Origin of the sequence: Protofrankia sp. Cj5 (genome assembly GCF_917627405.1) — a bacterium.
GTDB lineage: Bacteria > Actinomycetota > Actinomycetes > Frankiales > Frankiaceae > Protofrankia.
Genome location: NZ_CAKJTO010000046.1, coordinates 1 through 13,136, shown reverse-complemented (window position 1 = coordinate 13,136; position 13,136 = coordinate 1). Strand labels below are relative to the sequence as shown.

The 13,136-nt window shown below is 69.7% G+C and carries 14 protein-coding genes and 1 tRNA gene; 9 read left to right on the top strand and 6 right to left on the bottom strand.

Going from position 1 to position 13,136, the window contains the following annotated elements:
* The first annotated feature begins 23 nt into the window (after positions 1 to 23).
* The 7 genes from MJ777_RS11990 to MJ777_RS11960 all read left to right on the top strand — a co-directional run bounded on the left by MJ777_RS11990 (position 24) and on the right by MJ777_RS11960 (position 6,797).
* On the top strand, positions 24 to 344 hold the full coding sequence (locus tag MJ777_RS11990; RefSeq protein WP_239376055.1) for a hypothetical protein: 321 nt from the start codon (positions 24 to 26) through the stop codon (positions 342 to 344).
* Positions 341 to 628, top strand: coding sequence for a hypothetical protein (locus MJ777_RS11985; protein WP_239376053.1), 288 nt, complete (start codon positions 341 to 343; stop codon positions 626 to 628). Before MJ777_RS11990 ends, MJ777_RS11985 begins: the two co-directional genes overlap by 4 nt.
* The gene (locus tag MJ777_RS11980; protein ID WP_239376051.1) at positions 628 to 2,448 is read left to right on the top strand and encodes a DNA polymerase; all 1,821 of its coding nucleotides are present in this window, start codon (positions 628 to 630) and stop codon (positions 2,446 to 2,448) included. Before MJ777_RS11985 ends, MJ777_RS11980 begins: the two co-directional genes overlap by 1 nt.
* Positions 2,445 to 3,824, top strand: coding sequence for a bifunctional DNA primase/polymerase (locus MJ777_RS11975; RefSeq protein WP_239376049.1), 1,380 nt, complete (start codon positions 2,445 to 2,447; stop codon positions 3,822 to 3,824). Before MJ777_RS11980 ends, MJ777_RS11975 begins: the two co-directional genes overlap by 4 nt.
* Positions 3,821 to 4,999 (top strand): DUF3631 domain-containing protein, encoded by a 1,179-nt coding sequence (locus MJ777_RS11970; protein ID WP_239376047.1) that lies wholly within the window; start codon positions 3,821 to 3,823, stop codon positions 4,997 to 4,999. Before MJ777_RS11975 ends, MJ777_RS11970 begins: the two co-directional genes overlap by 4 nt.
* Before the next feature lie 227 nt (positions 5,000 to 5,226).
* Positions 5,227 to 5,397 carry an AlpA family transcriptional regulator gene (locus MJ777_RS11965; RefSeq protein WP_239335083.1) on the top strand — a complete coding sequence of 57 codons (171 nt, stop codon included), beginning with the start codon at positions 5,227 to 5,229 and terminating at the stop codon, positions 5,395 to 5,397.
* Positions 5,397 to 6,797 (top strand): tyrosine-type recombinase/integrase, encoded by a 1,401-nt coding sequence (locus tag MJ777_RS11960; RefSeq protein WP_239335085.1) that lies wholly within the window; start codon positions 5,397 to 5,399, stop codon positions 6,795 to 6,797. The genes MJ777_RS11965 and MJ777_RS11960 overlap by 1 nt, the downstream gene beginning before the upstream one ends.
* A gap of 142 nt (positions 6,798 to 6,939) precedes the next feature.
* Here MJ777_RS11960 and MJ777_RS11955 read toward each other — a convergent pair.
* Positions 6,940 to 7,012 (bottom strand) — tRNA-Glu (locus MJ777_RS11955).
* A 192-nt stretch (positions 7,013 to 7,204) separates the two neighbouring features.
* Positions 7,205 to 7,927 (bottom strand): hypothetical protein, encoded by a 723-nt coding sequence (locus MJ777_RS11950; protein WP_239308204.1) that lies wholly within the window; start codon positions 7,925 to 7,927, stop codon positions 7,205 to 7,207.
* Between the two features lie 213 nt (positions 7,928 to 8,140).
* Between MJ777_RS11950 and MJ777_RS11945 the strand changes: the two genes are divergently transcribed.
* Complete coding sequence (locus MJ777_RS11945) at positions 8,141 to 8,398, top strand: DUF6158 family protein (RefSeq protein ID WP_239308223.1); 258 nt, start codon at positions 8,141 to 8,143, stop codon at positions 8,396 to 8,398.
* 53 nt (positions 8,399 to 8,451) lie between these two features.
* On the opposite strand, the gene MJ777_RS11940 is transcribed toward MJ777_RS11945, so the two are convergent.
* The 4 genes from MJ777_RS11940 to MJ777_RS11925 all read right to left on the bottom strand — a co-directional run bounded on the left by MJ777_RS11940 (position 8,452) and on the right by MJ777_RS11925 (position 12,261).
* Positions 8,452 to 9,258 carry an ABC transporter permease gene (locus tag MJ777_RS11940; protein ID WP_239376045.1) on the bottom strand — a complete coding sequence of 269 codons (807 nt, stop codon included), beginning with the start codon at positions 9,256 to 9,258 and terminating at the stop codon, positions 8,452 to 8,454.
* The gene (locus MJ777_RS11935) at positions 9,255 to 10,187 is read right to left on the bottom strand and encodes an ABC transporter ATP-binding protein (RefSeq protein ID WP_239308206.1); all 933 of its coding nucleotides are present in this window, start codon (positions 10,185 to 10,187) and stop codon (positions 9,255 to 9,257) included. Before MJ777_RS11935 ends, MJ777_RS11940 begins: the two co-directional genes overlap by 4 nt.
* Positions 10,188 to 10,750: 563 nt before the next feature.
* Positions 10,751 to 12,127 (bottom strand): NAD(P)/FAD-dependent oxidoreductase, encoded by a 1,377-nt coding sequence (locus tag MJ777_RS11930; RefSeq protein ID WP_239308207.1) that lies wholly within the window; start codon positions 12,125 to 12,127, stop codon positions 10,751 to 10,753.
* Positions 12,124 to 12,261, bottom strand: a complete 138-nt coding sequence (locus MJ777_RS11925; protein ID WP_239308208.1) for a hypothetical protein — start codon at positions 12,259 to 12,261, stop codon at positions 12,124 to 12,126. Before MJ777_RS11925 ends, MJ777_RS11930 begins: the two co-directional genes overlap by 4 nt.
* Positions 12,262 to 12,617: 356 nt before the next feature.
* Between MJ777_RS11925 and MJ777_RS11920 the strand changes: the two genes are divergently transcribed.
* On the top strand, positions 12,618 to 13,136 hold a 519-nt coding region (locus MJ777_RS11920; RefSeq protein WP_239376043.1), incomplete at its 3' end, for a heme-binding beta-barrel domain-containing protein.

Below are 13,136 nucleotides of genomic sequence, written 5' to 3'. Positions count from 1 at the left end.
CACCCGAAAAGGATCACTTCCCCATGCCCTGGAACCGCCTGACGGGGTTGCTCACCCCGAACGCGATGCCGGATGTCACCTCGGACGAGTACCAGGTGACGCGGCGCGCGCTTGAAGACCACCCGGCCACCGCGGGAATACCGCCGAAGGACCTGTCGTCGCTGGAGCAGTACCTCGCCGACGTCATCACCGAGGACCTGCACAACGAGATCGACCAGCTTCGGGACGAGTTGAACGATGCCCAGGAAGACCTGAAGGCCGCGAACAAGGAGCTGCGATCGCTGCGGCGTGAGCTCGGCAAGGCCCGCCGGGGGGCCACCACGCGGCCCGGCGGTGTGGTGTGAAGCCCACGGCGCAGGCCGCCGTGCCGGCGGACACCTCAGCCCTGTTCGACCTGCCCGATCTCAACGCTGTCAGTCCCGCTGTCCCGGCGGCCCTGCCCTACCGGTCCCATCCTGCCGCGGCGGCCGGCCGTGCGTTGGCCGGGGACGGGTACGGCTGGCTGGCCGCCGTTCTGCCCGACCCGACTCCGCTGGTCTGCGACCGGCACGGGGTGGCGATGGTGCTCGCCGACCCGCCGCCGCTGTGGGTCTGCCCCGTCTGCGCTGGGCCGGCGGGGGGTGGGTGATGGCGGTCTACGAGCGCACCCACCGCGGCCACCGGATGATCGTGCACGTCCCCGGGCCCGGCGAGTTCGACCCGGCCGCGTGGGGCCGAGATCTGGCCGGACAACAGGTGCTCGGTCTGGACGTGGAGACCCGCACCCTGCCCGACGGCGGGCCGGGCCACTTCGGCCCGGACGCCGGACTGCGGCTGGTGCAGGTCGCCACCTCGACCGTGGCATGGGTACTCAACCCCCTCGACCCCGCCCAGCACGCCGCCGCCGTTGGCGTGCTGGGCGAGCCGGCACGCCGGTTCGTCACCCACACCAACTTCGACACGTTGGCGGTGTGGTCGGCGTTCGGGATCGCGCTGGGACAGCGGGCCGCGGACACACACCTGCTCTCCAAGCTGATCAACCCCGACGAACGGGCCGGTCACGGCCTCAAGACACTCACTGCCCGCCATCTTGACGATGGGCTGACCCTCGCCGAGGCCGCGTTGCATGCCCGCATGCAGGCGCTGGCCCCGCCCGCGCACCGGGCCGGGACCCGGTGGAAGAGCTGGGGGTGGATGAACATCCCCGCCGACGACCCGGCCTATGTGGTCTACGCCGGGCTGGACGCGGTCTACGTCCGCCGGCTGCTGCCGGTACTGCTGCGGCTGTGCGCACCGTTCTCCCACCTGGTCCCGGTCGAACAGTGGCTGGCCGCGCAGTCCACCGGGATCACGATCCGCGGCCTGGCGTTGGACCGGCCCTACACCCGCCATCTGCTCGACCAGACCGAAGCCGCCCACCGCCAGGCCAACGACGCGATCCGGGCCGCCATCGGCTGTGCGGCCACCAGCCCGGCGTTCGCCGCCTGGCTCGACACGCACGGGGTACCCGGGCCACGTACCGCGACCGGACGGTTGCAGGTCACTGCCGACACCCTCACCACCCTGTTCCGCGACCTCGACACCGGCCAGCTCACCCTGCCCGACCAGGTCCGAGCCATGCTCACCGCGCGGCGGGCAGTGGCACGGACGTCGAACACGATCGCGAACCTGAGATCGTTCCTGACCGCCGCCGACCCGGACGGCCGACTGCACCCGCAGATCAACACCCTGCGGACCCGCACCGGCCGCATGTCCATCACCAACCCGGCGTTGCAGACGCTGAAGAAGACCGACCCCCGGCTACGCCACTGCCTACGCGCCGACCCCGGCCGCGTCCTGATCTCCTGCGACTTCTCCCAGGTCGAAGTACGGGTCACCGCCGCCCTGTCCCGTGACTCCGCCCTCACCCGCGTACTCCTCGACGGCGCGGACATCCACGACGCCACTTCCCGGCTGCTATTTGGTCCGGACTTCACCAAGGCACAGCGGACGCTGGCCAAGCGGGCCACGTTCGGCACGATCTACGGCGGCGGGGTCCGCGCCCTGATGAACGCCACCGGCGCCCCCCAGACCGTGGCCGCCGACGTCCTCACCCGCTGGCGCGCCGCCTACCCCGGCGTAGCCGCCTACTCCACCCGCATGGGCGCCGAACCCGTCGTGATCACCGGGTCTGGTCGGCGTATCCCCGCCGACCCCGACCGGCCCTACGCCAACGCCAACTACGCCGTCCAGTCCACCGCCCGTGATCTCCTCGTGGCCGCGGTCTACGAGCTGGTGACCCGCCACGGGCTGCATGACGCGCTGTGGCTGTTTGTCCATGACGAAGTCATCCTCCACGTGCCCACCGACCAGGCCGACGACGTCCGCCGTCAGCTCGAAACAGTCATGACCACCTCGTTCCGCGGCATCCCGATCACCGCCGACGCCGAAATCCTCGGCACCCACTGGGGCTCCCTGGAGAACGCATGACCACGGCCTGCACGGATGGGACGGATCTGCCGTCCCATCCGTCCCACCCTCAGCACCGCAGGTCAGACGGGGTGTCGCTGGGACGGCGGGACGTTTCGATCCGTCCCAGCACCACTCCGCTCCCGGCCACCGACCGTCCGATGCGGATTCTGGTCACCGGATCACGGACGTGGACCAACCGGCGGACCATCGCCGGAGCCCTGCACCGCGCCGCCCGCGACGCCGCCGGCCGCCGGGTCGTGCTGGTCTGCGGAGCCTGCCCCACCGGCGCCGATCGGATCGCCGAGGACATCGCCACCGCCCACGGGTGGGGCGTGGAACACCACCTCGCCGAATGGGCCCGCCACGGCCGCGCCGCCGGACCCCGCCGCAACACGGCCATGGTCGACACCCGGCCAGACCTGTGCCTGGCGTTCATCGCCGACGGCAGCCGCGGCGCCACCCACACCCGCGACCTTGCCGAACGCGCCGGGATCCCCACCCGCACCTACACCAACCAGCCCGAAGACCCCCGCCTGAACGCGGCGTTCGCCCTCATCGACGCCGGCCGGCGGGTGTTCGTCCTGGGCCGCACCAAACGACCCGTTGCGAACTGCCCGGACTGCCAGGCGAGCAAGGACGACCCCGCCCACAACCGGGAGACCTGCCCCTGCCTGACCTGCCACGGGTTCTACGCCGCCACCAACCAGCCCGACCGCGCCGCCGCCATGCTCGCCGCCGTCCCGGACGGACTGCTCGCGATCCGTACCGGCATCTGGTCCGGGCTGGTCGTGGTCGACATCGACCCCGCCCATGGCGGCACCCTCGACCCCGCGCTGATGACCCCCACCGCCGCCGTGGCGACCGGCGGTGGCGGGTGGCATCTGCACTACGCCCACCCCGGCAGGACGATCCTTTCCCGGCCCCTGCCGGGCCGGGCCGGTGTCGACATCAAGGCCGACGGCGGGTACGTCGTGGCCCCGCCGTCGGTCCACCCGGGCACCGGGACGCCGTACCGGTGGGTGGGTGACCGGCCGGTCAACGAGATGCCCCCCGCCCTCCTCACCGCCTGTCGCACCTCCACGGCCCCGGCCCCGGCGCTCCGCCGGCCCGCCCCCGTGGCCCGCCTGGCACGGTTCGGGGGAGGGGGCATCTCAGATCCCGCCGCGCTACTGGCCGCGACCCTCGACACCGTCGCCCGCGCCCCCGAAGGACGCCGCCGAACCACCCTGTACGGCGCAGCCCGCGGCGTCGCGCGCATCGTCCTGGCCGGACACCTCACCACCGACGACGCGATCACCGCCCTCGCCGACGTCGGACGGCAGGCGGAGCAGACCGACCGCGACATCACCGCCGCCATCACCGGCGGATTCGCCGCGGAAGGACTCACCCCATGACCCCACCACCAGACGCCGGGATCGACGGAGCGGCGATCCTGGACCGGCTCCACACCGCCCTCACCCGCTACGTGGTCCTGCCGACCCCCGAAGCGGTCGACGCGGTCGCGCTGTGGATCGCCGCCAGCCACGCCCAACCCGCGTGGGCTCACGCTCCCCGGCTGGTCATCCGCGCCCCGGAGAAGCGGTGCGGCAAGTCCCGCCTGTTGGACGTCGTGGAGGCGACCTGCCACAGCCCGCTGATCACGGTCAACGCCTCCACCGCCGCCGTCTACCGGTCCATAGACGAAGATCCCCCGACGCTCTTGGTCGACGAAGCAGACACGATCTTCGGGGCGGCCCGGTCCGGCGACGCCAAGGAGGACCTGCGCGGACTCCTCAACGCCGGCCACCAGCGCAACCGGCCCGCGATCCGCTGGGACGCCGCCAACCGATCCCGCGAGGTCCTGCCCACCTTCGCCATGGCCGCCCTCGCCGGAATCGGCACGATGCCCGACACGATCGAAGACCGCTCCGTCATCATCCGCATGCGCCGCCGGATCAACGGCGAAACGGTCGCCCCCTACCGGCACCGCCGCGACCGGCCGCACCTGCGCACCCTCGCCGAGGAACTGGACGGCTGGCTCCGCCCCACCCTCGAAATCCTCGAACTCGCCGAACCCGTCATGCCCGTCGACGACCGCGCCGCTGACACCTGGGAACCCCTGATCGCGATCGCAGACCACGCCGGCCGCGACTGGCCCGAGCGTGCCCGCCACGCTCTGATCACCATGATTGCCGAAGCCACCGCCGACGAGACGCCCAGTCTCAAGGTCCAGCTACTCATCGATGTCCGATCCGCGTTCGGCAGTTCCACCACCGCGCTGTTCACCAAACAGCTCCTTGCCCTTCTCAACGCCGACCCCGAAGCCCCCTGGGCCGACATGGGAGCCGGTGGCCTGTCCGCCCGCCGCCTTGCCGACCTTCTTCACGAGCACGGCATCCGTTCCCGCAACGTCCGCGTTCCCGGCGAACAGGGCAAGGGCTACGAGCGCGCCGACTTCCTGGACGCCTGGCGCCGCTACTGCCCCCCGATCGACGACCCGCCCACCGGCCCCGAGGACGACCCCGCGTTGCCGGTGGGACGGATCGAAACGTCCCGCCGTCCCGCCCACACCCCCGCCCACCAGGGCTGATGAGGGTGGGACGGATGGGACGGCAGCCATCCGCCCACCAAACACGCCGACCAAGTACCTCGACACGCACAGCCGAAGCGGCCCGGCGACCAGCCGACCAAGCAACCCGCCGGGGCCGCACCCCATCCCCAGGACGGAGCGACACCAGGATGCCCCCACTTGCGGCACATGCGAACCCTCGCCGCCACGCCAGGACTACTGGTGCGGCCCGAGGAACCGGACGGTTCATGAGCGTCTCCGAGTTCTGCGATGAGCTCGGGATCGCCCGCTCCACCTTCTACGACTGGCGCGCGAAGAACACGGCGCCGGCCTGCATCAAGCTCCCGAACGGCGAGCTTCGGATTCGCCGGGTCGACTTCGACGCCTGGCTCGCCTCCCTCGCGAAAGACCTGACCTGATGACGACCACCACCTACGACGTCCGCATCTGGAAGACGGAGATCTACCGCGGCAGCCGGGTCACGACCTACTACGTCCGATGGAGCGTCGACGGAAAATCATTCCGGGAGGCCTTCCGGAACCGGGCGCAGGAGGAGAGCTTCCGCGCCGACCTCGTCGCCGCGACGAGGAAGGGTGAGGCCTTCTACGTCGCCACCGGGCGCCCGATCTCCATGGACCGCATGGACGTGAGCATGTCCTGGTACGAGTTCGCCTGTTCCTACACGGACGCGAAGTGGTCGCGCTCCGCCGCGACCACGAGGCGGACCCTCGCTGAGGCGCTCACCGCCATCACCCTGTGCCTTCTGTCGACGGAGAGGGGGATGCCTGACGGCAGGGTGTTGCGCACGGCGCTGCGCCGCCGGGCCTTCAACACCGCGCTCCGGGACAGCGAGGACATCTCCGACGAGATGCGGGATGCCCTGCGGTGGGTGGCCTCCCACACCCGGCCGGTGTCGAGCCTGGCTGACCCGTCCACGCTGCGGAAGGTGCTGGACGGGCTGACGGTCAAGCTTGACGGCACTCCCCGTGCCGCGAGTGTCGTCACGCGCTGGCGAAAGATCCTCAACAATGCGGTCGCGTACGCGATGGAGGGCAAGCTCCTGGCCGTCAACCCGATCCCGGCGCTCAAGTGGAAGGCGCCGCGCGGCGTCCAGGTCGTGGACCGCCGTTCCGTCGTCAACCCCGTCCAGGCACGCACGCTGCTGCGCGCGGTGCCTGGACTCAGGGAGAACGGACCCCGGTTGGAGGCCTACTTCGGGTGCCTCTACCTGGCGGCCCTTCGTCCGGAGGAAGCGTCCGCGCTGAAGGAGAAAGATCTTGCGCTTCCTGGTCGGGGGTGGGGTGAGCTGCACTTGGGGCGGGCTACTCCCCACGCCGGGAAGGAGTGGACGAACACCGGCGACGACCGTGATGACCGGCAGCTCAAGCAGCGTGAGCCCGGCGAGGTCCGGCACGTTCCCTGCCCGCCCGAGCTGACCGCGATGCTGCACCGCCACCTCCGCCTGTTCGGGACCGGCCCCGGCGGTCGGCTGTTCGTGACGGAGGCCGCGGACCCGATCTCCAGTCTCACGGTCACTCGCATCTGGAGCCGGGCGCGGGCGGCCACCTTCACGCCGGAGGTCGCCGCGTCGGTACTTGGGAAGACGCCCTACGACCTCCGTCACGCGGCGGTGTCCACGTGGCTGAACGCCGGTGTCCCCGCGACGCTGGTCGCAGGCTGGGCGGGGCACAGCGTGGAGGTGCTCCTCAAGATCTACGCGAAGTGCCTCGACGGGGAGGAGACCCGCATGCGGGGCCGCATCGAAGAAGCTCTCGGTTGGAAGTCCGACGACGGAGGGGGAGGGGCTGGCACGGCGTAGGGCACCCGGCGGACTTCGGCGCCAGTTTGGCGCGGACCGCCGGAGTCCGCCGGTACCAACCGGACACGGCCGGACAGTCAAAGGAGGTTCAGCGAGGTCAAAACCCCTGGTAGCGCGGGGGTTTTGGCTGATGATCGGAGTGTGCCCCCAACGGGATTCGAACCCGTGCTACCGCCTTGAAAGGGCGATGTCCTAGGCCGCTAGACGATGGGGGCGGGCGACGGCGACCGGGCCAAGCTACAACCCACCCGCAGTGTCAACCGTTGGGAACACTGCAAGCATAGGGGTGCCGGGCCGCTGGAGACAAACGGGCTCTATGCCGGTCCCGGCCATGGCCTCGCAACCACCGGGCTCCACAACCCGCCCAGCCCTCGTCGCGACGCCACGCACTCTGTTGCCGGTTACTCTTAGGCGTCGGCCAGTGCCGGCAGCGGGTTGACCCAACGATAGCGCGGGAGGAAGAAGGCCCGCACCGGACGTCCACCGATGGCCAGGTTGTGGGTGATCGGAACCGATCCGGCCGGGTACGCCACATCGAACGACAGCGTCACGTCATCGGCTCGTTCCAGGGGGGTGTTCGGGTCGTAGACCCAGAGGGTGACAGCGGTTTGTCGCTGTTCGTAGGCGTATGCCAGCAACTGGTGGTTGGCCCCGAGCTGGAACGGGTCGTACGAGCGCAGTGTGATGACTCCGAGTGGGGCCAGCACGCCGCGGTCGAGGTCGAGCCGCAGCCGCGGCCACTCGTTCACGACCGTGATGCGCCGGCTACCGCGTACCGTCAGCGAGGACCGCGTGGTGTCCGTGTCCGGAGTCGCCATGAGCTGGTAGTAGCGGACAACACCGCGCGGGATGTCGAAGCTGTCAAACAGCCGGCGAACGATGTAGCGGTACAGCGGTGAGCCCGGCGGCGGTGGTTCCTGCAACGCCGGTGGGGTCAGGCTCGCCTCGAAAAGATCACGCGCTGTATAGATCATGCCGCCGCACAGGCCGCGACTGGCGTCACCGATCGGTACCTGCCCGATACCCGGAATATTGATCTTCAGGACGGGCTGCTTCGGAAAGTCGTTGATGAAGGGCAGCCCACCGCTGCTCGGGCGAAATCCTTCCACCGCGCCATGAGCGTCGACCATCTCGCCTCACCTCCCGCACAACCGTGTCGCCTGGGAATGACGGCCGTCTGGGAATGATGCCCCAGGCTCTCGTCCGTACCGCCGGGCGGGCCGTGATCGGCTGGTCCGGCGCCCACCAGGGAGAAGGCAGGGACGCGATCGACGCTCCAGCAGACCCGCCCCAGTGGTGACAGCCAGGTGACCGGGACCGCCCAGGTGGGTATGCCAGCCGGTATGAAGCATCGTCCCGAAGGCATTCCCGCAGCCCAGCTGTCGGACGAGGACCTCACCCGTGAAGTGGGCCAGCTGCACACGACCCGTCACGATGCGTTCTTGCACGGCAGCAGGGATGCGTTCGACACACATACCGCCCGGATGCTGAGCCTCGAGTACGAGTATCTACGCCGTTTCGCGGCGGTCATCGGGCCGGACCCGCGGCGCACCCGAGCCGGCAGCCGTCAAGCCGCCGAGGCGGGCCGTGTCAGCTCGTGACGGCCGTCAGTCGTGCGGCCATCAGCTCGTAACGGCTGGTCGCGATGGGGCCATCAGCTCGTGATGTCCCGGGTGCCGAACACGATCCGGGCAATGATGATCATTGTCGCCCCGTAGCCGCTCTCGAGCACCAGCCCACGTCTGATGTTCACCCAGCTCATGGGTGCACGGAACAGGTCGACGAACCCCATCCAGTAGTGGGTCGGCAGGTATGGCTGGATCGCGGCGGCAGCCGGCAGCTGATCGAGGACTCCCGCGGTGACGAGGACACCGAGGGCTCCGAGTGTCGCCGCGAGCGGCGTAGCGGTGACCACCGACAGGAACAGCCCGATGCCGACGATGCCGAGCATGGACGCGGCCACGAACAGCGCTGAAAGCGCGATCCGGATGCCTGCCTGCGACAGGGAGAGAGGAGGCCCAGCGCCGGACAGCGGCCGGATGGGGGCCAGCCCGAACAGCCCCCAGCCGACCACGAAGGAGGTCGTGATCACCGCCGTCACCGCGATCACCAGATAAACCATGATCCCGGCGAGCTTCGCGGCCAGTAGCCGGCCCCTGCCAACCGGCCGGATAACCAAGTAGCGCAAGGTCCCCGCGTTGGCCTCGCCAGCGATCGCCTCACCGGCCAGCAGCAGTACCGCCACCGGTAGGAACAACGGCAGGATGAGGGCGAGGGCCGCGACCGGAAGCCACGTCCCGTTGTGCACGACCTCCGCGAGGAAGGCTGGACTTGCGGTGCTCGACCCTATTCCGCTAATTTTCAAAAAAAGTGCGACGATCACTGGAAGTGCCGCGAGCATCAGCACTGACATCCACGTCCGCCGTCGTACCAGCAGGATCCGGAGCTCGACGCGGATCATCGGTCATCCAGGATGGATTCCAGGTCACCGGCTGGATCATTGCCGGTCAGTTCCAGGAAGACATCCTCAAGTGATCGTCGTTCCACCACCAGTTCGGAGACGCGCACACCGGCTGAGACCAGCGCGGCGTTGAGCGCCATCGGGTTCTGCGTCCGGGCGACCAGGGAATGCCCGTCGCGGGCCTCGAGCACCCGTTCGAGCAGGTGCGCCGCGAGGTCGGAATCCGGGGTACGCAGGGTGACCCGGCCGGTCGGCCCGCACAACGTGTCAAGGGAGTCATGCGCGACCAGCCGGCCATCACAGATGATGGCTGTCTCGGTGCAAAGCATCTCAACCTCCGAGAGCAGGTGCGACGAAAGGAAGACGGTCGTTCCCTCGGCGTTCAGCTCAAGCAGCAGATCACGAATCTCCCGGATGCTCTGTGGGTCGAGACCGTTTGTCGGCTCGTCCAGTATCAACAGACGAGGCCGGCGCAACAGGGCCGCGGCGAGGCCGAGCCGTTGTTTCATCCCGAGTGAGAACCTGCTGATCGGCCGGTCGTCGATGGCGCCGAGCCCGACCCGGTCGAGGGCGTCCTCGATCCGTCTCCGGCGGCTGCGTCGAGCACCGCCGCGGCCGGCCGCGTCAAGCGCGGACAACTCGACCCGGGCCGACAGAAAAGTGTGGAACGCGGGAGCCTCGACCAGCGCACCGATCTTGGGCAGTACCTGCCGAGCGTGGCGGGGCATGCTCCGGCCGAGAATCTTGACGCTACCGGCGCTCGGGCGCACCAGGCCGAGCAGCATGCGGACAGTCGTGGACTTGCCCGAACCGTTGGGGCCGAGGAACCCGAACCGGTCACCGGTCGCCACCTGGAGGTCGAGGCAGTCCACCACGGTCCGGTGCCGGTAGCGTTTGGTCAGGCCGTCCGCGTGGATCGCGAACGTCATCCCGGTTCTCGCGTAACGTCGACAGGTTTGAGTTGCTGACTGCTGCTGGGGACGCCAGGCTGTCCCAGGACAGTGCCCGCCTGCCGGACGATATTGAAAGCGCCGGGCATGCGGCAACCACGCGGCGCGGTTGATGAGGCAGCCGCGCCGGCTGCCAGCGTGTCCAGCGGATGCTGGCCCGACGCGCGGCGGCAAGATGATCGCAAGGTAGGCACTGTGCCTACTAGTAAAGCGGTGCCGTCCTATGTCATCGACAGTTGGGTAGGGCTTGACTCGCGTGTCGCGCCGGAGTGATCGAGACGGCTCTGGCGCATTGGGCGAGGACAGGGCATAGCGGACCTGCCCCGGGCGCTCTAAGAGCACCCGGCAATAGGGGCGTGGATCAAGGAGCGGGGCTGGGGTGCGTGCATCGCGAGGCGGAGGAGGGAGCCACCCTGGTGTTGGGTGGTGACCGACGACAACACAGCGAGGTGCGTGCCCCAGCCCCGCGACGCCGCGTCCCCTATTGCCGGTCGCTCTAAGTGCCGACCACTAAGCGGCGGGCCTGTCCAGGCGAGACACGCTCACGACGTATCCATCCGGACCGGGTGGCGGTCCGCCGCGGTCTCTTGTGTGATCTCGTTGCGCAGCGCCTTCAGCGCACTGACGTAGATCTCCGAGAAGGTGGGGAAGGGCTGGATGACATCGCGCAGCACCTCGAGCGGCACGCGGGCGCGGATGGCCAGGGTGGCCTGCTGCAGCCACTCGCCTGCCTCGGGGCCGAGCGCGTAGGCGCCCGTCAGCCGGTCGCCGTCGCTGCACAGCGTCAGGAAGCCGTTCGACCTGGCGTAGGCGTGGGTGTAGGTGGCTGTCTTGGACACCTCGGACACCAGTGCGGTCGCGGTGAACCGGCCCTCGGCGGCGCCGACCGCGGCCGCCTGTGGGTCGGTGTAGACCACGTCCGGAACAGCCTCGTAATTGGCCTCGCGGGGCTCACCGAGGATGTTCGCGGCGACGACTTCGCCCTGGTACTTGCCGACATGGGTCAGCAGCCGCACCCCGGTGACGTCGCCGATGGCCCACAGGCGCTCACCGGCGCGCAGGTAGGCGTCGACCGCGACGCCGCGCCGGTCGGCCTGGACACCGAGCGTCTCCAGGCCGATGCCGTCCACGCGGGGACGCCGGCCGGTGGCGACCAGCAACCGGTCGCCACGTAGCTCGCGGCCGCTCTCGAGGGTCAGCACGTAATCCCCGCCGTCGCGTCGCGCCGCGGCCGCCCGCGCGCCGAGGAGCAGCTCGACGCCGTCACGGCGCAGAACCTCACCGAGCGCCTCGCCGAGTGGCGCGGGCTCGCGGGCCAGCACGTGTCCCGCGCCCTCGACGAGGGCCACCTCGCCGCCCAGCCGGCGCACGGCCTGAGCCATCTCGACACCGACCGGCCCACCGCCGACGATCAGCAGGCGGCGCGGGACGGCCTTCATGCCGGTCACCTCGCGGTTGGTCCAGACACCGTCCAACTCGCGCAGGCCCGGGACCGGCGGCATGACCGGATCTGAGCCGGTCGCCAACACCACATGCGCCGCCGCGTAACGCCGGCCGTCGACCTCGACCACGCCGGGCCCGCTCAGGCGCCCGGTGCCGCGGATCAGGTCGATGCCCTTGCTCGCCAGCCAGGCCTGCTGCCCGGCGTCGGAGTGGTCCGAGACCATGAAGTCGCGATAGGCCAGCGCGCCCGCGACATCCACTCGCGCGGTGGCTCCCACCTCCCGCGCCTGACACACCGCCTCGCCGGGGCGCAGCAGCGTCTTGGACGGGATGCACGCCCAGTACGAGCACTCGCCGCCGACCAGCTCCCGCTCTACCAGCGCCACCCGTAGGCCGCCATCGGCCAGCTCGCCAGCGCAGTGCTCGCCCGGTGAGCCGCCCCCGACGACGATCACATCGTAGTCGCGGCCGGTCATCCGCCAGCCACCCGCACGTCCCGCGCGCCCACCATGTACCGCGCATACCAGTCTGGCCAGTCCGGGCCGGCCCGCCCGATCTCTTTCTCGTGCCTGCCGGGGACGGCCGCCGTAAGCCCCGTGCCGAGTGCCACGCAGAAATTCTTGGCTCGATCCACATCGGATACCGGCAGCGGCACCACCTCAGGTCTTATATTAATGATCTTGCTCCTGTTCTGTTGGCGCCGGTGGCTGTGCCAATGGCAATGCCACCGAATCGGGTCTGGGACCCAGGCTCGCGCCACCCATTGTCAAAGTCCAGGAACGCCTGGCGCATCACCCACAGGACGTGAGCCGTCGGCGCCGTCTCGGGACCATCTGCTCGAATGCTGTCAGTCTCACGGGCCGAGATGCGCCGGATCCGTCCGCGATACCGGAGACGACCGGTAACGTCCTGCATGCCGGACTGCGCTGGTCCGGGAGGTTCGAGCCGGTTGAAGAGGGGTTCGCAGTGGAGAGCGTGCAGGCCACCGAGTTCGGGCCGTTGGCGGCGCTGGCCGGGGAGTGGGAGGGCGACGAGGGCCTCGACGTGGCCTTCTCGAACGCCGAGGGCCGCATCGTCGAGACGCCGTTTCGTGAACGTATGTCGCTCAAGCCGTTCGGCCCGGTGGCGAACGGCCCGCAGGTGCTGTATGGCTTGGACTACCGCACCGCCGCGTGGCGCGCAGGGGAGGAGAACCCCTTCCACACCGAGGTCGGTTACTGGTTGTGGGACGCCGTTGCCGGCCAGGTGATGCGTTGCTTCAATGTGCCCCGTGGGCAGAGCGTGCTGGCTGGCGGCACAGCGGCGCCGGACGCGACCGCCTTCACCATGCGGGCGGAGGTGGATTCGGAGACGTACGGGATCCTGTCCAACCTCTATCTGGCGAAGGCCGCCCGCACGATCGGTTTTGAGGTCACGGTGACAGTGCGGGCCGATGGCGTCTTCGCCTACAGTGAGAAAACATTGATCACCCATGCCCGCTGGGAT